The organism is Pseudomonas tensinigenes, assembly GCF_014268445.2.
Taxonomy (GTDB): Bacteria; Pseudomonadota; Gammaproteobacteria; order Pseudomonadales; family Pseudomonadaceae; genus Aquipseudomonas; species Aquipseudomonas tensinigenes.
In genome coordinates this window covers 977,464-996,258 of sequence record NZ_CP077089.1, presented here as the reverse complement: position 1 = coordinate 996,258, position 18,795 = coordinate 977,464, and the positions used below count along the sequence as shown (strand labels likewise).

Here is an 18,795-nt window from a genome sequence, read left to right as displayed (position 1 = left end):
AGCATGCTGGGACCGATCATTCTCATTGTTATCTGCCTGACGCTGCTGGGGCTGTCGATCCGTCTGTTCCTGCAAGGCCTGCGCAAGACCGCCACGGAAAAAGTCCTCAACCGTCTCGCCGCCGGACAGCCGCAACTGGCGCCGGACAAACCTGTGTGGGTCGGACTGGAGCGGATGTTTCTGCGTGCCGGACTGGGCCGCCCGACCGAGCGTTTCGGCCTGTGGCTGAGTCTGTGGGCGCTGGCGATGGCGCTGGGGTTTTTTCTCGCCGACTGGGTCGGCCTGCTGCTGATGATCTTCGTACCGCCACTGGCGCTGCGGCTGTACATCGCCGTGCTCTACCAGCGCCGGGTCAAACGGATGATCGAGCAACTGCCGCAGTTGCTTGACCACACCGTGCGCAGCCTGAAGTCCGGGCGCACCCTGAGCGACGCAGTCATGGGCGGCATTGAAGCCAGTGAAGATCCGCTGAAAAAAGCCATGGGCCGGGTCCAGCGCAACGTGCAACTGGGGGTGAGCCTGCCCGACGCGGTCAGCGACTTTGCCGAACTTTATGAACAGGACGAACTGCGCATGTTCGCCCTCGGCCTCAAGGTCAATCATCGCTACGGCGGCAACGCCAGCGAGCTGCTGGAGAACCTGATCAAACTGATCCGCGAACGCGACCAAGGCGCGCGGCAACTGCGTGCGCTCACCGGCGAAACACGCATGACCGCGTGGGTGCTCGGTTCGTTGCCGCTGCTGCTGGTGAGTTACTTCATGCTGACCAACCCCGGCTACATGCTCGGGATGTGGAACGACGCGAGCGGGCAGAAAATGCTGATCAGCGCTGCCGTGTTGCAAGTGTTCGGCAGCCTGGCGCTGTGGCGCATGTTACGGAGCGTCTGACATGGTCTACCTCGCCGCTCTCATGTTGCTGCTCGGCGCCCTGCTACTCGTGGTCAATCACTTGCTGACCGAACGGCGTCGGGTGCGTCAGGTCAATCAGCGCTTGCAAGGGCATCTGGTACGTGAAAACCGCTTCGGCAGCTGGCTGCGCGCACTGGGCAGCAGCAAGTTCGGCCAGCGTTCGGTGAGCATCGACAGCGAAACCCAGACCCTGCTCAACCGCATCGGCTGGCGCCGCGCCAATGAACGCGCGCTGTTTGCGGCCTGCCAGATCGGCACGCCGCTGCTGACGTTGGGTTTGGCGATTTTTCTGCAAGAGGTGTTTTTCCCCCAGGCTGACAACCGCTGGATCGTGCCGATGCTCGCCACCGGCGGCGGCTATCTGCTGCCCAAACGTCTGCTGGCTTACGCAGCGACGCGGCGGCAGAAAACCATCGCGGTGGAGGTCTCGACGTTCATTCCACTGCTGCGCATCCTCTTCGAATCCGGCATGGCCGTCGAACAAGCCCTGCGCGTACTCAGCATTGAAGCGCAAAAGCTGCTGCCGGAACTGACCAGCGAACTGCGCCTGATCCTGACCCGTGTCGACTCTGGCCTGGAACTCGGCCAGGAGTTGAACAAAGCCGCGGTGATGCTCGCCGTCGACGAATTCACTGACACCTGCGTGATCCTCCAGCAACTGATTCAACAAGGCGGTGGCGCGATGAAGTCGCTGCTGGCGCTCAAGCAACTGCTGGATGACCGGCGCCTGACCCGCTTGCAGGAATACATCTCGAAAATGTCCGCGAAGATGTCGGTGGTGATGATGCTGTTTCTGTTTCCGGCACTGCTGATCGTCCTCGCCGGCCCGGGTTTCACCGCGATAGCCCGGGCATTCGCCAACTGACCTTGCTCATGGAGAGCGTTTGATGAAAGTACTGATAGTCATGGCAAGTCTGTTGCTGCTCGGCGGTTGCGCCACCGACGGCCAAGCACCGTGGACGGCGCTGCTGTCACCGAGCAGTTGCAGCAAAATGACCCAGGAGCAGGAGCTGGCCCTGAACCTCGCGGACGACCTGGCCAGCGACGGCAAACTGCACGCCAGCCTGGCCAACCTGCAAAGCCTGCCAGACAACATCAGCGAAGTTCGCCTGCGCAAAGCCAAGGTCTATCGCCTGCTCGGCCGCAGCGAAGCCGAGCCGCTGTACCGCGGCCTGCTTGGCGGCTGCCTGACCGCCGAAGCCGAACACGGCCTCGGCCAACTCTACGCCGCCCGCGGCGACAACGGCCAGGCCCAGGCCCACCTGCAACGCGCCGCCCGCCTGGCCCCCACCGACGAGAAAATCCGCAACGACCTCGGCGTGGTCTACCTCAACCAACTGCGCCTCAACGACGCACGCTTCGAGTTCCTCACCGCCATCGAACTCAAGCAGAACAACCAACTGGCAACCCTGAACATGGTCACCCTGCTGCTGTACCAGAACGACTGGCCACAAGCCGCCGAAATCGTCAGCCGCGCCAAACTGACCCCGCAACAATTCACCGAAGCCCAGCAACGCGCAGAAAAACTCAAAGCCCCGGTAAAGGCCAAACCCGCCACTGGCAATCAAGTGGCCGCCATCGCTGAGCCGTTGCCGTCATCGCTCAAATAAGGAGACAGCCATGCATCCCTTCAAAGGCCTGTGCTACCTGACCCTGCTCAGCCTGCCCCTCAGCGCCGCCGCCATCGACGCCGGCCCCGCCTCGGCGCAACAACAGGAAACCGAAGGCTGGCTGGTCCTGCAAAGCCGCAACAAAGCCGCCTCGCCGAAGCCACAAACGGCGACCGCGACCGAACGGGATCTGGCGATGCAGCGCTGGTTGAAGAAGTACAAATATGAGATTCCGGATTTTTATGATCCGGATGCGGGTGGGAAGATCGAGACCAAGAATTAGTGAGGTGCTGACCTTGCGAGCGCTTTCGCGAGCAGGCTCGCTCCCACCTTTTGAAATGCACCACCTGTGGGAACGAGCCTGCTCGCGAAGAACGATGACGCGGTGTGCCTGACGGATCAGGTCTGCGGATCGACCCGATCCAGTGCCCGGTTTACCGCCAGTTCAGCCAGCATGATGATCTGCTGAATCGCCAGCGCCGTATTACGCTCGGGCCGGCCGAGTTGATCGGCAAAGTTACCGGCCAGCGTATTGGCCGAAGCCAGGGATTCGCAGGCGTGGGCGAGCAGGCTTTCCGTATCGATTTTCGGATGGATGAGAAACATCGTGCTCGGTTGGCGGGGGTTTGCAGGTTCGGGGCAGAGGTAGAAATCGAGAGCGCGTTTGATCGCTTCGCGGTTTTTGGCGAGGTTGTCGGCGCGGATGGCTTCTTCGAGCGGGGTGGTGGATTCGAGGGGTGGGTCGGGGATCAGTTTGTCCATTGAAACAACTCCAAAGTCTTTGCCGCCACCCTCTGCCATTCTCACGGGGCAAAAGGTGGCAGCTGTATGCGGGGTGAGAATACCGGTTATGGACACCCGGCCAGACCGAAGTCTGCCCGCACACAGCCGCCATGACACATTGCAGACAGCAGACAAGCTGGCGGCGATTATGCGTGCACAAGGACTGGATGACCATAAATTGCCGGGTTCTCACACCCGATCGCTGAGTGTTCAGCGACAGCCAGAGACTAGAGAGCTCACGTCCGACGGACAACCTGAAAACCGTGTGGGAAGGTTCTGGTTATTTGACACAATTTTAAACAGCAAAAGCCAACCCTCACCCTAACCCTCTCCCAGAGGGAGAGGGGACTGACCGGGGTGTTTGGTAGAGGTACGCCGACGTGAAATACCGCGTCGAACTCAGATTATGAAACAGATCAAAAGCCCCTCACCCTGGCCCTCTCCCAGAGGGAGAGGGGACTGATCGAGTCGTTTGGGAGAGCTACGCCGACGTGATACCGAGTCGAATTCAGACTCTGAAACAGATCAAAAGCCCCTCACCCTAGCCCTCTCCCAGAGGGAGAGGGGACTGACCGGGGTGTTTGGTAGAGGTACGTCGACGTGAAATATCGAGTCGAATTCAGATTCTGAAACAGATCAAAAGCCCCTCACCCTAGCCCTCTCCCAGAGGGAGAGGGGACTGATCGAGTCGTTTGGGAGAGCTACGCCGACATGAAATTCCGAGTCGAATTCAGACTCTGAAACAGATCAAAAGCCCCTCACCCGCTCCTAACCACTCAACAGGATGAGCGTTAGCTCGGCTGCAGCTTTTGATCTGTTGGCCCCTTCGGCAGGCTGAGTGGAGGGATTTATCCGGGGGTGGGAGCGCAGCGACCGTTTGGCGAAGCCAAACACATCGAGAGGAGGTGCAGCGAAGCAAACCGTAGGCGATGCCCCCGGATAGATCCCGGAACGAAGGAACCCCGAGCCCTAGCGAGGGGCCGAACGCCGGGGCCCAGCCTTTTGGTTACTTTTTGGCGTCTGAAAAAGTGACCCGCCGTAAGGGCGGAACCGCCAGCCGCAACACCCAAAAAAACGGATAAACACACCAAACCCCAAGAACCTGGTCGGCCCACAGGCCGCCAAGTCAATGCGCCGTAACCCGCTGCCGAGAAGCAGAAGCACTCGGCGACAAGGCCAAAGCCAACTGCGTCCGATTATGCATATGCGTCAACCGCAACACCTGCGAAACATAAAGCTTCACCGTGTTCTCGGTAATCCCCAACTCACAGGCAATCTGATAATTGGTCTGTCCCTTACCGACCAACCGCGCCACATCCAGTTGCCGCGGCGACAGCTGATTGAAAATCTCCGGCATCTCCTGCGCCTCAGCCTCAACGGGCTCACCGCCCAACCCATCGCGAACCACCGACGGAGGACTACGCCGCACCTTGTCCAGATCCTGATAAAGGTCATCAATCGACTCAGACAAAAACTGCAACTTCTGATTCAAATGCCCCAAATGCAGATTCTTCTGCCGCTCCTGCAGCGCCACCTCCTGACGTCGCACACCTTCGAGCAACTCATCCAGATCAATCGGCTTCTGATAGTAATCGGCAATCCCGGCACGCAACGCCTTGATCACATCCTGCTTGTCGGCACGCCCAGTCAGCATGATCGCCTCGAACGCCCGACGCTTGCCCGCCAGCCGCTGTAATTCCTGAATCAACTGAATGCCATCCATGTCCGGCATGTGCAGATCACTCAGCACCAGACCGATTTCCGCGTCCTCACTGAACCGCTCGATCGCCTGCTGACTCGACTCACACGGCACACAGCGATAACCGCTGCTTTCAAGAAACTCGCACAACTCCTCCACAATCAACGGCTGATCGTCGACCACGAGGACTTTTACCGCAGACGTAAGCTTGTTCACGTGCTACTCCATGTCCCAGGCCAAAGCTGACCATTCCTGTACTGTCAGCCTTTGGCTGTATAACCAGTTACTTTGAAAGTAGACGTACTTTCCGACTATGTACATAGAACTAGTGGCGCTTGGCGACTAATGGATCCAAAGTACAACGAGCACAGCACCGACCAGCACGAACGGTGCAAATGGCAGCTTTTTTGACATGTCCGGCGCCAGATATCGCAGACGTTCTCTAAGCCCTTGACTCATATGGAGCCAGACTCTTGGCGCCAGCAGCAGCCAGATCAGGCTGGCGATCCCCGCACCAATAAACACGCCGAGAATAAACAGACCGTCCGTCGCAAGCCCCAGAGCTGTCATTAATTTCACATCGCCGGCGCCCATCCGGCCCATGAAAAACCCCGGCAGGGTCAGCGCCAGTGCGATCAGGCAGGCCCAGCCGCCCTGCCCTGCGTCAGCGCCCAGCCAGGTGCTGCCGGTCCACAGCAGATAAACCAGCGCCAGCGCCGCCACACCGAGGGTCAGGCCATTGCCAATGCGCCGCTGGCGAGCGTCTTGCGCCGCGCACAGCCCCAGCCAGATCAGGAGGACAAAACTGTACATCGGGTAAAAACCGTCCATTTTTGCGGAATGATTCTATGCTGATACTACGCAGTGACAGTCAGGGTAGACGCACTCATGAAAACCGGCTTTCGGAAGTCGCAAAAAGGTGCGGTGGCGATCGAGTTCGCCTTGGTGTTCATCATTTTTTTCGCCGTGTTTTACGGCCTGGTCAGTTACAGCCTGCCCTTGGTGATGATGCAATCGTTCAACCAGGCCACGTCCGAAGCGGTACGTCGCAGTGTCGCGGTCGATCCCAACACACCCAACTATTCAACAGTCGTGCTCAACACCGCGAACGCCACGCTGACCCAGCAATTGTCTTGGATTCCGCCGGTCTTCAACCTGGTGATCGGCGTTGATACCAGCAGCCAGTACAGCGCATCAGGCCTGCTGACGGTGCGAGTGGATTATCCGGTCAGCAAGTTGAATCAGGTCATGCCGTTTCTGGTGCTTCCGGTCGTTGGCACAGTGCCCAATCTGCCCACCTACCTGACAGCCAAATCGAGTCTGCAATTTTGACGTCGGGGGACAAGCTCTTCGGGCGCTTGCTCAAACGCACGCCGCCCGCCGCCCACGAGTTGCCCGACCCACTCGGCTCACCCGCAACAGGCTTGCACCTGTACCTGAACGACGACGGTGGCGTGGTGCAAATGGCCGGCCCGCTGCGCCATCTGCTGGCGCAGTTCAAACCTCAAGATCAGCCCTTGCCACTCAGCACTTATCTGCTGCCCCACAGCACACTGACCATCGAAGGTCGGCCACGGGAGTGGCAGGGGCTCTTGCTGGATCTCGATTTTTTCGGTCTGGGCGAGCAAACCGTGCACCTGCGCGGCTGGGTGCAGCCGCAGGGCAACGGCTGGCTGATGCAGTTGATCGACATCGCTGACTTGCTGCTCGAACGCCAACAATCGCGTCACCGTGACGTCTGCCAATTGATTGCCGGGCAGGTCAGTGAACAGGTACGCGCCTGCAGCCAAGTGCGTTTGCCGGTGATCGTCAGCGAACAATTGCAAATGATCGCCCAGCGCTGGCATATCCCCTGTCTGGCGCTGGCCTTGCTCGATGATGAGCAACAGGGCTGGCAAATCCATCGCCAGTATCGCGCGCACGATGCGCCGGATCTATGGCATGACGGCCAGCGCCTGGGCACGCCGCTGGACAGCCTGAACGGCGCCGCGCCGCAACGCGTCGGCGCACACCATGGCCTCGATGAACATTCGCGGGTGCAGGCCCTGTTCGGCAGTGCCGAAGGTTTCGCGGTGCCGTATAGCGATGAGCGCGGTGTGGTGGCCTGGCTGCTCTGCGGTTTTTATCCCGTGGACAGTGCCGCGCCATACCTGACCGAGCGCGACTGGATGACACTGCTCGGCGCGCTCGCCGGGCCGTTGCTCGGGCGCCTGCGCGAACAGCAACATCACCTGCAACTGGAACGCATCGAAGCGCTGCAAACCCTGCTCGGCACCGGCTGGTGGGAGATTTTGGCAGGCGACGCCCACATTCAACTGGCCCCCGCGCTGGCGGCGGCCCTGAACGTGAACCCTGGCGGATTAGCGCTGGAAGACTGGCTGGCGCAAATCCATCCCGCCGACCGCGACGAGTTGCGCAGCCGTCTGCAAGCCTTGCAACAACACGGTGAAGCCCTGACGTTATCGGTGCGCCTGCGCGGTGGTAATAACGAGCAGGCGCCCACGTGGTATCGCGTGCAGGGCCAAGTGATTGGCAATGGCAAGTTTCGCCGATTGGCCGGTTTCATGCTCGATATCAGCGATATCCAGAACCAGCAACAACGGGCTGCCGCCGCGCATGCACGGCTGGACAACCTGATCGCCAGTTCGCCCGCAGTAATTTACGTCCAGCACTACCACGAAGGCGCGCTGATCCCGGCGTTCTTCAGTGCCAGCCTGCAACCTTTGCTGGGCTGGAGCCTTGAGGACTGCGGCAGCGGCGCACTGATCGAAATGATTCACCCTGACGATCGCGACCGGTATTTCGCCCGCAGCCGTCAGTTGTTGCGCGAAGGTTCGGTGCGCGCGCGTTATCGCCTGCGCGACCGTCACGGTGAATATCACTGGCTGCTCGATGAAGCCAAGTTGCTGCGCAATGACCTCGGCCTGCCGGTCGAAGCGGTTGGTTTGTGGCTGGACGTCACCGAAGCGACTCTGGCGGCCGAGCAGGTGAAAAAAAGTGAAGAGCGCTACCGGATTCTGGTGGAGGATTCGCCGGCGATGATCTGTCGCTACCGCCCGGACCTGATTCTGACCTTCGGCAACCGGCCGCTGGCGACGTACCTGGAATGCACACCGGAGCAACTGCCGGGGGTCGATCTCGGCAGTTGGATGTCCGCGGAACAACGCGCCGCCTTCGTCCAGCGTCTCGGATCACTGACGGCGGAGCACCCGGTAAGCACCGCAGAAATCAGCCTGCAACTGCCCGGCCGCGAACACGCCTGGTGGGTCTGGTCCGATCGTGGCGTGTTCGATGAACACGGCCAATTGATCGAAGTGCAAGCGGTGGGCCGCGACAACACCGAAGTGCGCCGCTCGCAGCAGCAACTCACGCAAAGCGCGAAAATGGCCACCCTTGGCGAAATGGCCACCGGGCTTGCCCATGAAATCAATCAGCCGCTGAACGTGATGCGCATGGCCATCGTCAACGTGCTCAAGCGTCTGGGCAACGGCGATGTGCAGGTCGATTACCTGACCGACAAACTCAACCGCATCGATGCGCAGGTTCAGCGTGCGGCGAAAGTAGTCGATCACATGCGCGTATTCGGCCGACGTTCGGAGATCGAGCAGCAACTGTTCAACCCCGCCTCGGCCATCGAAGGCACGCTGTCGCTACTGGCCGAAGGCATGCGCGGCAAAGGCGTGGACTTGCGCATCAGCGAGACCGGGTTCGAGGTGCAAGTGCGCGGCTATGTCGATCAGCTTGAGCAGGTGTTGATCAACCTGATGGTCAATGCGCGCGATGCGTTGCTGAGCAAACGCGAGAAGGACTCGAGCTTCAAACCGTGGATTGCGATCTACGCTGAACGCGATGAACAGAGTGTACGGCTGTGGGTCGAGGACAACGGCGGCGGCATTGATCCGCGTCTGCTGGAGCGGATCTTCGAGCCGTTTTTCACCACCAAACCGATCGGCGTGGGCACCGGATTGGGGTTGTCGGTGAGCTACGGCATCATCGACAACATGGGCGGCGAGTTGAGCGTGCGCAACTCGGTGGAGGGCGCGCGGTTCTGCATCGAGTTGCCGATTGCCGCGGATGCCTAGATCACCAGATAGGCCTTGCCGGTCTGGCCGCAAGTCATATTGGCGCCGACGTCGACGTCCATCAGGTTGATGCCCAGACCTTTGAGCAGGTTGTTCAGCAGCGGATCGAGCAACGGGCTGACAAGGCTGGTCACGACTGGCAGCAATTTGCTGGTGACATCACTGATCAGCGAAGCAACGCCCGTGACAATGGCGCCAAACGGGTTGCCGCTCTGCGGTTTGTAAACAATCAGATTGATCCCCGCCAGCGTGTTGCTGAGGCTGCCGACGATATTATTGGTCGGAGCCGCCGACTGGATACTCGGTGGCAATTTGAGGTTGGCCGGCGTGGCGAACGGCGTACCGCTGGAAAACAGCAGGTCTTGGGAGCTTTGCGCGACCGACGTGTCGAGCATGATCGCGATGCCACCAGCGCCATAGGTAATATGAGAGTGCGGATCGCAACTGCCGAGCCCGGCGACCCTGTAGCACGTGGCAATCCCCAAATCGATCAGCGCCAGCGGCGCGACCGTCGGCTCGGCAGCGGATGAAAACGCATTGGTGGCGTCGATATTGCCGAGTTTGAGATCGGCAATCGAGGTGACGGTGTGTGCGGTCAGGCTCTTGGTGCCGGTCGTGTCCGTCGGGCAGCTGTAATCGGTGAGATAACTTTTAGCGCCGCCAGCATCCAGACTGATGTCGATTCTCGGCGACGGCAGGAGCAGAGGATCCAACTGCTGGCAGCCGATGCAGATAACCGAACTCAGTACCGCCACCAGATTCAGATGCAGCAGTTCATTGACCGTAGAGGTCAATGTCCCGACCAGCCCGACAACCGCATTGGCCAGCCCGGTCACCCCGGACAGCACCGGCAAGTTCACCGACAACATCGTACGAATCTGCGCGGTTCGGACATAAATCCGATCCGGCCCCAACGGATTCGCCTTGGCCCGCGCCGGATCGCCAATCGCGGAAAACTGCGGCGGCTCGATCACTTTCACCCGCACCGTGACATTCGCCAGCCCCAGCACACTGATCGGCAACGTCGCCGCCACCGCACTCTTGCTGTTGGCCAGTTGCACCACGCCCTGAATCAGCTGCAGCAGTTGCAGATTGGCGTCCAATCCCGCCGATGTCGTACCGGTCTGCAATTGCAGGATGTCGCCCAGTTTGACCGGCGCCGCGTTGATCGCGGCCACCTGCAATTGGCCCAGCGCAGTGATCACCTGCGCGGTCGCGCCGTTGAGTTGCACCACCGTCGCCGCGGCCTGAATCAGTTGCGTCACCGTGGCCTGAGTGTTGAGTAATTGCGTGTAATTGCCCGCCGCGACGTTGAGATTGATCGCCAGCTGATCAAGGTATTTGAGCAAGTTGATGTCGGTGTTCAGCAGGCCATCCCAGCCCAGTGCCGTGAGATTGACGTTGCCGCCGAGCAGCCCGGAGAACAGCGGATTGAGGATGTTCGACTGCGCCGTATCGATGCTGGCCAGGGTGCTGCGAATATTCAGTTGGGCCACCGTCGGCTGCGGTTTGGCGGCCACCGCCGAGGCATTGAGCGTGGTATTGAGACCGACCGGTGTGCCGCTGAACAAAGCCTGTACGCCGCCGGCAAAACTGGTGGTCACCGTGCGGCTGGCGGCCACTTTGACCGCTGCTGCTTGCGTGGCATCCACCGCGAATGTGCGCAGGCCCGTGGCGGCGGTCACCAAGGTGCCGCACGTGGTGGCGAGGGTGTTGCTGGTATCAACGATGTAGCCATTGCGCACGGCGCTTTGCCCGGCGTAACTGGCGGCGCTCAGGCCCGGCAGGCAATTACCGCCACGGCTGACGGCTTCGAGGGCGGCGTTGTCGACCACGCGCTGTAACTTGCGTTGTTCCATGTACAAGCGGCCGGTGTCGACCACCAACAGCAGCATCACCACCGCCAGACTGAGGATGGCCGCCGCCATCAAGCCAATCGCCCCGCGCTGGCGGGCCGGGCCGTTGAATCGCGAACGAGGCGACATGGCGCACTCCTTTGCCGCTAGCTCCATTGGTGCAACTGAGTGTAGACGCGCCTAATGGCAACGCGCCATTTCGAACAGACAAACATCCCTGTGGGAGCGAGCCTGCTCGCGAAGGCGTCGTGTCAGATAAATAACAGTTGAATGACACCCTGCTTTCGCGAGCAGGCTCGCTCCCACATTGGAATTTATGGTGGAACAAAAAAATGGGAGCTCAACAGCTCCCAATTTTTAACGGATTCAGCGCGGTGGATAGTTGGTAAGGATGCGGGCGACCGTCTCACGAATGGCATTGCTGCGATCCTGCGGATTCGGCTTACTGGCGAGCATCTGCTCATCGCTGCCGCGCCACACCAGTTTGCCGTCCTTGCCGTCGAGCAGGTCGATCTGGATGGTCGCGACCTTGTAGGTGATGTTGCGCGTTTCGTTGTACATCGGCGCGCCCCAGTAGCCGTTCCATGGGCCACCCCAACCGCCGCCGTAATTGGTCGTCACTTGCTGCTGACGATCCTCGACGATCAGGTAGGTCTGCACGTTCAGATCACCCTTGGCGCCCGCCGCCGCAGGACGCAACCCGCGCTGGTCAAGCTGATCGGCCACGGCCTGGCGGATGCGTTGCTCGGTCAGGTCGCTTTTGATCCGCGGATCATCGGGGCGATATTGCAGGGCGGGGTCTTTCCAGCTCCAGCTGCGATAGGCGGCAAAATCGCGACTGGCATCGAAGTCGTGATTGACCTGGTTGGCGGCGCAGGCGCTGAGCAGCGCGGCCATGGCCAATAAAGCGAGACGGCGGAACATGGGTTTTCTCCGGTGGAAGACATGAACCTGCGGGTGCTTCGAATGGGCACGAAGCTAACTGGGAGGATACGCCGACATGGCCTTTTCCACAGCCTCGCGGATCGAATCGGTGCGATCGATTTCGCTGCCCTTGTTCGCGGTTTCGGCACTGGCACTCCACACCGGTTGCCCACTGCCGGCGTCGAACAGGTTGACCTGTACCACCACGACTTGCTCGGAATAGGTGCGCACGATCGGCACCGTGTTGTACATGCCGTAACCGCGACCATATCGATCATAGCCGCCGTATCCGCCGCCGTAATAACCGTAGTCGTCCTGGACCTGACGCAAACGGGTTTCCAGACGCAGATTGGCGCTGACCAACAGGTCGGCCGGGCGATTGTCGTGCAACGGGCGCAAACCGCGCTGATCCAGCGCGTTGCTTACCGCTTCGGCCACCTGCGCCGAATCGGCCCACGCCGTGCCCGGCGGCAGTTGCCCGTTGAGCCAGGCCCAGCTGCGGTAGCGTCCATAATCACGCGGCGGCGCCGGGTAAGCGCTGCGGTCGAAAGTGTTAGCCGCTTGCGCCGGCGCCGGCGGCAAGGGTCGCGATTGCGCCACGTAGGGATTGCTACTCTGGCAAGCAGCCAAGCCCAGACACATCAGCAATAACCCGGATTGAGCTTTCATGTCGCGCTCCGATCAGATCGGCCGGCAGATCCAGTGCAAGTAGCGCCCAAGCCCGGCGAAGCCTGGGTGACGACGATGAGCGAGCTCCATCTCGAGCAAATCGACAAGTTCGGCGCGGGCCTGAAACTCCACCGGCATGTAGTCGTGGAAAACCCGGATCCCGCTTTGGGTTTCGACCTGCCACAAGCCGTCGAGTTGCGTTGCCAATTCCCGTGGGTCGAGGGGCTGTTGCGGGGTCAGGCTTTGCTTTTCCCCGGCCATGCTGTTCTTGCGCATTTTCTTGAAATGGCCTTTGAGCAAGTTGCGGTAAATCAGCGCATCGCGGTTGTAGAACGCCAGCGACAGCCAGCCACCGGGTTTGGTCAGTTGATGCAGCACCGGCAGGATCGCGTGGGGTTCGGCGAGCCATTCCAGCACGGCGTGGCAGATCACCAGATCGTACGGTTCAGTGAGCTGGCCGAGCAGTTCCTGCCACGATGCCTGAATGAACGTCGCGGTTTGCCCGGCTTCAGCGAAACGCTGGCGCGCGCCTTCAAGCATCGGTGCGGCCGGTTCGGTGAAGGTCACGTCGTGGCCGCGCTCGGCCAGCCACAGCGACATGTGGCCGAGGCCGCCACCGATGTCCAAAACCCGCAACGGACGATCCGGCAACGCTTCGGCGAGGTCAGCCTGCAACACCGCGAGGCGAATTGCACCTTTGGCGCCGCCGTAGATTTTTTCGGCGAAACGCGTCGCCAACTGATCGAAATGCCGGTCGCTCATCAGCTGAACCGCCGTTCGCTGTCGGCGAGCTTGGCGCGCACCACTTCATTCATGTCCAACCCCAACTCGCTGCACAGCAGCAACAGGTACAGGACGATATCGCCGACTTCCTGCCCGGCGTGGGCGAGCTTGTCCGCCGACAGCTGGCGCGACTGGTCTTCCGTCAGCCACTGGAAGATTTCCACCAGTTCGGACATCTCGACGCTGGCGGCCATGGCGAGGTTTTTCGGGCTGTGAAATTGCCGCCAGTCATTGCGGTCGCGAATGGCGTGCAGGCGTTCGGTCAGTTCAACAAGGTTCATCGGGCTCTCCTGAAGGCGTATAGCTTCGGGGGGATACCCACCAAAGGCAAGCGGCGCGGGTGATCTAATGTGGGAGCGAGCCTGCTCGCGAATACGGTGTGTCATTCAACCCAGCAGTTATCTGATCCACCGTATTCGCGAGCAGGCTCGCTCTCACACAGAATGGGTGCAAACCTTCTATCATGCAGGGAACTCGGCCACCCGCGTTGTGGCCCAAGGCTCAGCTCTTTCATCAGGATGCACACATGCAGGTAGAAAGCTTTTTCGAATGGCTCGGCCAGGCGCTCGGTTCGATCATCCGCTTTATCGTTGATGGCCTCAGTGGTTTGTTCAACATTCTGAGCAATGCCGGCGGCAACTTTGTCGACGGTCTGGCGAAGACGCTGGGCATGGACACCTCGATCATCAGCATCATCGCGCTGATCGTTGGCCTGATGTTGTTGTGGTCGGCGATTCGCGCGTTCATGAATGCGTCGATCATTGCCGGGATCATCTGGTTGTTGCTGGGGTTGTGGTTGTTGAGCTGGATTATTCATTAACCCGTTGAAGAGCCCCTCACCCTAACCCTCTCCCGGAGGGAGAGGGGACTGAATGGGGGATATTCAAGAGCTACACCGACTTGAGCGAGCTTCAGCGAATCCATAATCGGCACATTCTCTCAGGTCGATGGATGACGCCAGACACCTCGGTCGGCCCCCTCTCCCTCTGGGAGAGGGCTGGGGTGAGGGTGGCTTCTACCGCTACAATGCCGCTCCCCCAAGGAGCTCGCATGTCCACTCTGATCGCCGACTGGCGCGACCGCCCAACGCACCGCAAGGTCTGGGCACTCGCTGCGCCGATGATTCTTTCCAATATTTCCGTACCGCTGGTGGCGCTGGTCGACAGCACCGTCATCGGCCACTTGCCCCACGCCCACCAATTGGGCGCGGTGGCGGTCGGTGCCAGCCTGTACACCTTTCTCGCCTGGGCCATGGGTTTTCTGCGCATGGGCACCACCGGTTTTGCTGCGCAGGCCGCGGGGCGCAGCGACGGCGCGGCGTTGCGGCAGATTCTGCTGCAGGGCTTGCTGCTGGCGATGGGGTTGGCACTGGTGCTTGGCACGTTGGGTGTGCCGCTGAGCGGGGTCGCGCTGCACTTCATGCAACCGTCGGCGGAGCTGGATCAGCTCACCCGGGATTTTTTCCACACGCGGTTGTTCGGCCTGCCAGCGGCGCTGGCCAGCTATGCGCTGGTCGGCTGGTTCCTCGGCACGCAAAACGCCCGGGCGCCACTGGCGATTCTGCTGACCACCAACCTGATCAATATCGCCCTCAACCTGTGGTTCGTAATCGGCCTGGACTGGGGTGTGGTCGGATCGGCGCGGGCCTCGGTGATTGCCGAATGGAGCGGTGCCCTCCTCGGCCTGTGGCTGACCCGCAAGGCGCTGCGGGCCTATCCGGGGCACATTGTCTGGGTGACATTGAGGGTTTGGCAGAGCTGGCGCCCACTGCTGGCGGTCAACCGCGACATATTCATCCGCAGTCTGGCGCTGCAATCGGTATTTTTTCTGATCACCGTGCAAGGCGCACGACTGGGTGATGCCACGGTTGCCGCCAATGCGCTATTGCTCAATGGCTTGCTGCTGACGGCCCATGCCCTGGACGGTCTGGCCCACGCCGTCGAGGCCTTGTGCGGGCACGCCATCGGTGCCCGTGATCGCCTGGGCTTGCGCCGATCACTGGTAGTCGCCGGTGGCTGGTCACTGATCGCGAGCCTCGGCTTTGCCCTGTTGTTTGTACTGGCCGGGCACTTGTTCATCGAGATGCAGACCAACATCCAGAGCGTGCGCGATACCGCGTTCACTTACCTGCCCTACCTCGCCGTATTGCCGTTGATTGCGGTCTGGAGCTACCTGCTCGACGGCCTGTTCATCGGCGCCACCCGCGCGCGGGAAATGCGCAACGGCATGCTCATCTCGGTGGTATTGCTCATGCCTTTTGCCTGGGCACTGCAAGGTCTGGGCAATCACGGTCTGTGGATAACATTTCTTTTATTCATGGTGCTGCGCAGCCTGACCCTCGGAGCGCAAGCCTGGTGGCTCAAACGCAATGACGGCTGGTTCAACGGCGCCGCTCACTGAATCGGTGTGTGCTCGATGAAACCGACCACTTGATCGAGCACTGGCGCCAGTCCCCGCAGTGGCCTCGACAGCGTCGCCACCAACGTAATGTGACTGGGCCGCGAATAGTACAGATCCTGCACCGACACCCCGACCTCGCGCATTTTTCGCGCCAGGCCCGCGGTGTTGCGCGCCGGGTCGACCAGATCATCCCTGCTCGCGGCGATGAGCAGCGCGGGGGGCGCACCGCGACTGACGTGGTTGATCGGCTGTGATTGCGGCGGTGAAAGCGGCCAGAAGAACACTGGACGCACATCAGGATTCTCGATCGGCAGAAAATCGTAGGGCCCGGCCAGACCGATCCAGCCGCGCAGATCCTTGGGAGACATTCCGACCGCGCCAAGCAGATTGGCGTCCAGGGCCAGCATTGCCGCGTTGTATCCACCAGAGCTGTGCCCCATCAGATACATCCGTTGTGCATTGCCGGAAAACTCGCGAATGTGCGTTCGGGTCCAGGCCACCGCTCGCGCGCTGTCCTCAAGAAACAGCGGATAACGCACCTGCGGATATAACCGGTAGTCCGCCACCACCGCGACAATTCCGCGAGACGCCAGCGCCTCGCCGACAAAGATGTAATCGTCGCGCGACCCGCTGTTCCAACTGCCGCCGTAGAAAAACACCACCACCGGCGCACCGGCCAATGCGTGACGTGGTACGTAGACATCAAGCTTCTGCCGGGGATCGTCGCCATAAGCGATACCCGTGGTCTTGTCGTACGTTTGACTGGGGGTCAGCGCATTGAGCACTTTCACTGGCGAACAGGCGCTCAGCGCCAACATTAGAAGAGCGCCGGGCATCAAGCCGAGCCCCTTGCGAAAAAAACCTGCCATAGGCGCCGAACCTCACTTCAAGTCTGATCGCCGCGCCACTGACGTCGCACATGTTCAAGCCGTTCCTGCTGAGTCAAACCCTCCGGTGGCGGCACCAGCACGGCTCGCGGATGCAGCAAGCGTAGCCATAACCAGGCGTCGAGCACCGAGCGATCGCTGAATCCCAACGCCAGGCCTTGTTGAACATGGGAGGCCATCGCCGCGTAGTCGGTTCCCAGCGATTGACACCAGCGCCAGATATGCTGCTCCAACAAACAGGTTTGCAGGCGTTCGCGCTGACGGCGAGTGAGGCTCTCCTCGACGCTCAGTGGCTCGACAGCCAGCCCCGGATTGCGCAACTGCTGCCAGCCCTGACTGCCGATAGCACGGTCGGCCCACGTCCCGCCGAACCAGCGCAACTGGCGGATCGGCCCGAGCCAGCGACTCAGGTCAGCGGCATCACAGGCGTCGAAAAAATAGCTCGCGGTCTGACGGTTGTAATAACTGAGCAAAGCCCGATGACTCAGCCCGAAAGAGACCGTGAGCATGCACTGCAAATGACTCAGCAGATCCTGCGCCGATGCCTCGCTCGCGAGCAACAACCCGCGCCAGGTGTCCGGATCGCTGTAACACAACGACGCCAGTGCCGGACAACCGCGCAAGTCGACCAGCACCGGGCCGTATTCACAAACCGGTGCAAACTCAGTGCCGTCGAACAACCAGAACCGCTGCGCATCGGCGAATCCCTGGCGCAAAATCGTCAATGCCCGCGTCGCATCCGGGCCATCGAGCAGCAACCACTGCGCCATCGGCTCGCGCGCCGCGCCACTCATGTTGCGCCGCTCTGTTCAAGCGCGGTCACTAGCCGACAACTGCACACGGCTTGCGAGCAGTGGCTGAAACTGCCGCCGCCGGGGATCAGGCACAACAGCAATAACGGTTCGCCAGAGGCCAGCAGTTGCTGCAAGCCTTGACTCACCAGCCTGTCCGGTAACGCTGGCTCATCGCTGATGTCCGCCCCAGCGACCGACGGCTGTAGCACGCCGCTGATCATCGGCTGATCCGGATCGCCTTCAAAGAAACTCACCACCACTTCGACACCCTCGCTCAGTGCTAACAAAGGCGCGTCGACCAGGGCTGGTGCAAGTGGCAGCCAGCAATGACTCGGCGCCGCCCCTTCGCCCTGATAAAGCCAGTCGAACTGCACCGCCACAGGCCTGAAGCAGTCGGGCTGCGGCTCGTCCACCGTCACAACCCAGGCCCGTTGCAGGCTGTGCATGCGCAGTCGTGTCGGCACAGTGGCCGGCAGGCACGAAGGCAGTTGCAGTGTCGCAAACAGACGGTTGGCATAAGGAAGGTCGAGCGATGGATCAGCGCTGTGCTCGATACGGGTCAGCAACCAATGGCGATTGCACTCGGCAAAAGGGTGCCCGGCCAATCGCAGCCAATAACCGCTGCGTAACGCCGCGAGATGACTGCAGCCTTCGGCACTGTGTGCCGGCCTTGCGTCTGGCGGCGCGGACTGCAAGGTTTCCTGAAATTGCCAATGGCGCACGCCGGGGGACACGCTCTGACTATCGGGCTCGTCCCGATACAGCACGGTGCCAGCCAAGGGCAACTGCGTCGGATCATCACCGAATACCAGGCAATGCCGGTCGGGCCCGTGTTCGAAAAAGTAGTGAATTCGCGCCTGTGCACACAAGCGCTGGAGCAGTTGCAGATCGGATTCGCGGTATTGCGTACAGAACGTGCGGACGGGGTAATCGCCGTGCAATTCGAAGCGGCGCTGAGCGCCGATAATTCCGTGCTCCCTGAGCACCTGCTCGATGATCTGTGGCACCGAACAGCCACTGAAGATGCGTTGGCTGATGCGCAAGTCGAGACAACCCAGTTTCGGCCCCAGACGGATCCGGCACAATCTTGAACCGTGCCCGTGTTCGTGCTGGACGAGGCTCTGCAATTGCCCGTGTACGCCCTCCCCCGACGCCCCGAAACACAGGAACGCCGAACGGTAAAGCAGGTCGGCAAGGTCCAGTTGCGGATCGTCGATCAACACATCGATTTCGAATGCAAAGGGCTCGCTCAGGGCTTCGCTACCGGTAAAGGCCAGGACTTCGCAAGGGTCGGACAGGCCCGCTACATCGAGACGAAACGAGGACTCGTTGGCTTGATCGAACATAGGCGGATCTCTACAGGAGGGGCGGTCGGGGATTCTCGCCGAGAGCCATGGCC

General features: G+C 60.8%; 19 protein-coding genes. 8 read left to right on the top strand and 11 right to left on the bottom strand.

Annotated elements, in window-relative coordinates; all coding sequences use genetic code 11:
• Positions 1-3: 3 nt before the first annotated feature.
• Genes HU718_RS04280 through HU718_RS04265 form a run of 4 tightly spaced genes read left to right on the top strand, consistent with a single transcriptional unit; the run spans position 4 to position 2,802 of the window.
• Positions 4-888: a type II secretion system F family protein gene (locus tag HU718_RS04280; RefSeq protein WP_150730308.1), complete on the top strand. Its 885-nt coding sequence runs from the start codon at positions 4-6 to the stop codon at positions 886-888.
• 1 nt (position 889) lies between these two features.
• Entirely contained in the window at positions 890-1,774 is an 885-nt protein-coding gene (locus HU718_RS04275; RefSeq protein ID WP_095121988.1) for a type II secretion system F family protein, read from the top strand.
• Between the two features lie 22 nt (positions 1,775-1,796).
• Entirely contained in the window at positions 1,797-2,519 is a 723-nt protein-coding gene (locus HU718_RS04270) for a tetratricopeptide repeat protein (protein ID WP_150730309.1), read from the top strand.
• 10 nt (positions 2,520-2,529) lie between these two features.
• Positions 2,530-2,802: a DUF3613 domain-containing protein gene (locus HU718_RS04265; RefSeq protein WP_150730310.1), complete on the top strand. Its 273-nt coding sequence runs from the start codon at positions 2,530-2,532 to the stop codon at positions 2,800-2,802.
• Positions 2,803-2,918: 116 nt separating this feature from the next.
• Here the strand turns inward: HU718_RS04265 and HU718_RS04260 are convergent, their stop codons facing one another.
• The 3 genes from HU718_RS04260 to HU718_RS04250 form a co-directional block, all read right to left on the bottom strand.
• Positions 2,919-3,281: a DUF6124 family protein gene (locus HU718_RS04260; protein ID WP_186612815.1), complete on the bottom strand. Its 363-nt coding sequence runs from the start codon at positions 3,279-3,281 to the stop codon at positions 2,919-2,921.
• Between the two features lie 1,147 nt (positions 3,282-4,428).
• The gene (locus tag HU718_RS04255) at positions 4,429-5,217 is read right to left on the bottom strand and encodes a response regulator transcription factor (protein WP_186612817.1); all 789 of its coding nucleotides are present in this window, start codon (positions 5,215-5,217) and stop codon (positions 4,429-4,431) included.
• 126 nt (positions 5,218-5,343) lie between these two features.
• Positions 5,344-5,814 carry an A24 family peptidase gene (locus HU718_RS04250; protein ID WP_186612819.1) on the bottom strand — a complete coding sequence of 157 codons (471 nt, stop codon included), beginning with the start codon at positions 5,812-5,814 and terminating at the stop codon, positions 5,344-5,346.
• 75 nt (positions 5,815-5,889) lie between these two features.
• Between HU718_RS04250 and HU718_RS04245 the strand changes: the two genes are divergently transcribed.
• Positions 5,890-6,333: a TadE/TadG family type IV pilus assembly protein gene (locus HU718_RS04245; RefSeq protein ID WP_102901622.1), complete on the top strand. Its 444-nt coding sequence runs from the start codon at positions 5,890-5,892 to the stop codon at positions 6,331-6,333.
• The gene (locus tag HU718_RS04240; RefSeq protein ID WP_186612821.1) at positions 6,330-9,083 is read left to right on the top strand and encodes a PAS domain-containing sensor histidine kinase; all 2,754 of its coding nucleotides are present in this window, start codon (positions 6,330-6,332) and stop codon (positions 9,081-9,083) included. Before HU718_RS04245 ends, HU718_RS04240 begins: the two co-directional genes overlap by 4 nt.
• On the opposite strand, the gene HU718_RS04235 is transcribed toward HU718_RS04240, so the two are convergent.
• From HU718_RS04235 to HU718_RS04215, 5 genes are all read right to left on the bottom strand, one after another.
• Positions 9,080-11,068 (bottom strand): pilus assembly protein TadG-related protein, encoded by a 1,989-nt coding sequence (locus tag HU718_RS04235; RefSeq protein ID WP_186612823.1) that lies wholly within the window; start codon positions 11,066-11,068, stop codon positions 9,080-9,082. The genes HU718_RS04240 and HU718_RS04235 overlap by 4 nt on opposite strands.
• 237 nt (positions 11,069-11,305) lie before the next feature.
• Positions 11,306-11,863, bottom strand: coding sequence for a DUF4136 domain-containing protein (locus HU718_RS04230; RefSeq protein WP_150706232.1), 558 nt, complete (start codon positions 11,861-11,863; stop codon positions 11,306-11,308).
• Positions 11,864-11,917: 54 nt separating this feature from the next.
• Complete coding sequence (locus tag HU718_RS04225; RefSeq protein ID WP_110719626.1) at positions 11,918-12,532, bottom strand: DUF4136 domain-containing protein; 615 nt, start codon at positions 12,530-12,532, stop codon at positions 11,918-11,920.
• A 12-nt stretch (positions 12,533-12,544) separates the two neighbouring features.
• Positions 12,545-13,294, bottom strand: coding sequence for a methyltransferase (locus tag HU718_RS04220; protein WP_150730313.1), 750 nt, complete (start codon positions 13,292-13,294; stop codon positions 12,545-12,547).
• The gene (locus tag HU718_RS04215; RefSeq protein ID WP_034151553.1) at positions 13,294-13,596 is read right to left on the bottom strand and encodes a MazG-like family protein; all 303 of its coding nucleotides are present in this window, start codon (positions 13,594-13,596) and stop codon (positions 13,294-13,296) included. Before HU718_RS04215 ends, HU718_RS04220 begins: the two co-directional genes overlap by 1 nt.
• A 245-nt stretch (positions 13,597-13,841) precedes the next feature.
• Between HU718_RS04215 and HU718_RS04210 the strand changes: the two genes are divergently transcribed.
• On the top strand, positions 13,842-14,135 hold the full coding sequence (locus tag HU718_RS04210; protein WP_064388791.1) for a hypothetical protein: 294 nt from the start codon (positions 13,842-13,844) through the stop codon (positions 14,133-14,135).
• Between the two features lie 230 nt (positions 14,136-14,365).
• On the top strand, positions 14,366-15,715 hold the full coding sequence (locus tag HU718_RS04205) for an MATE family efflux transporter (RefSeq protein ID WP_186612825.1): 1,350 nt from the start codon (positions 14,366-14,368) through the stop codon (positions 15,713-15,715).
• On the opposite strand, the gene HU718_RS04200 is transcribed toward HU718_RS04205, so the two are convergent.
• From HU718_RS04200 to HU718_RS04190, 3 genes are read right to left on the bottom strand one after another with little or no spacing between them, the layout of a single operon-like run.
• Positions 15,709-16,584 (bottom strand): alpha/beta hydrolase, encoded by an 876-nt coding sequence (locus HU718_RS04200; protein ID WP_186612827.1) that lies wholly within the window; start codon positions 16,582-16,584, stop codon positions 15,709-15,711. The two genes, HU718_RS04205 and HU718_RS04200, sit on opposite strands and share 7 nt — an antisense overlap.
• A 17-nt stretch (positions 16,585-16,601) precedes the next feature.
• Entirely contained in the window at positions 16,602-17,396 is a 795-nt protein-coding gene (locus tag HU718_RS04195; protein WP_095121960.1) for a DUF4123 domain-containing protein, read from the bottom strand.
• Positions 17,393-18,742 (bottom strand): type VI secretion system Vgr family protein, encoded by a 1,350-nt coding sequence (locus HU718_RS04190; RefSeq protein WP_186612829.1) that lies wholly within the window; start codon positions 18,740-18,742, stop codon positions 17,393-17,395. The genes HU718_RS04195 and HU718_RS04190 overlap by 4 nt, the downstream gene beginning before the upstream one ends.
• Positions 18,743-18,795: the final 53 nt, after the last annotated feature.

Bases quoted from the DNA above. Each gene is read 5' to 3' on its own strand.
- HU718_RS04280 (WP_150730308.1), top strand. From the start codon at position 4: ATGCTGGGACCGATCATTCTCATTGTTATCTGCCTGACGCTGCTGGGG.
- HU718_RS04275 (WP_095121988.1), top strand. From the start codon at position 890: ATGGTCTACCTCGCCGCTCTCATGTTGCTGCTCGGCGCCCTGCTACTC.
- HU718_RS04270 (WP_150730309.1), top strand. From the start codon at position 1,797: ATGAAAGTACTGATAGTCATGGCAAGTCTGTTGCTGCTCGGCGGTTGC.
- HU718_RS04265 (WP_150730310.1), top strand. From the start codon at position 2,530: ATGCATCCCTTCAAAGGCCTGTGCTACCTGACCCTGCTCAGCCTGCCC.
- HU718_RS04260 (WP_186612815.1), bottom strand. From the start codon at position 3,281: ATGGACAAACTGATCCCCGACCCACCCCTCGAATCCACCACCCCGCTC.
- HU718_RS04250 (WP_186612819.1), bottom strand. From the start codon at position 5,814: ATGTACAGTTTTGTCCTCCTGATCTGGCTGGGGCTGTGCGCGGCGCAA.
- HU718_RS04245 (WP_102901622.1), top strand. From the start codon at position 5,890: ATGAAAACCGGCTTTCGGAAGTCGCAAAAAGGTGCGGTGGCGATCGAG.
- HU718_RS04235 (WP_186612823.1), bottom strand. From the start codon at position 11,068: ATGTCGCCTCGTTCGCGATTCAACGGCCCGGCCCGCCAGCGCGGGGCG.
- HU718_RS04230 (WP_150706232.1), bottom strand. From the start codon at position 11,863: ATGTTCCGCCGTCTCGCTTTATTGGCCATGGCCGCGCTGCTCAGCGCC.
- HU718_RS04225 (WP_110719626.1), bottom strand. From the start codon at position 12,532: ATGAAAGCTCAATCCGGGTTATTGCTGATGTGTCTGGGCTTGGCTGCT.
- HU718_RS04220 (WP_150730313.1), bottom strand. From the start codon at position 13,294: ATGAGCGACCGGCATTTCGATCAGTTGGCGACGCGTTTCGCCGAAAAA.
- HU718_RS04215 (WP_034151553.1), bottom strand. From the start codon at position 13,596: ATGAACCTTGTTGAACTGACCGAACGCCTGCACGCCATTCGCGACCGC.
- HU718_RS04210 (WP_064388791.1), top strand. From the start codon at position 13,842: ATGCAGGTAGAAAGCTTTTTCGAATGGCTCGGCCAGGCGCTCGGTTCG.
- HU718_RS04205 (WP_186612825.1), top strand. From the start codon at position 14,366: ATGTCCACTCTGATCGCCGACTGGCGCGACCGCCCAACGCACCGCAAG.
- HU718_RS04200 (WP_186612827.1), bottom strand. From the start codon at position 16,584: ATGGCAGGTTTTTTTCGCAAGGGGCTCGGCTTGATGCCCGGCGCTCTT.
- HU718_RS04195 (WP_095121960.1), bottom strand. From the start codon at position 17,396: ATGAGTGGCGCGGCGCGCGAGCCGATGGCGCAGTGGTTGCTGCTCGAT.
- HU718_RS04190 (WP_186612829.1), bottom strand. From the start codon at position 18,742: ATGTTCGATCAAGCCAACGAGTCCTCGTTTCGTCTCGATGTAGCGGGC.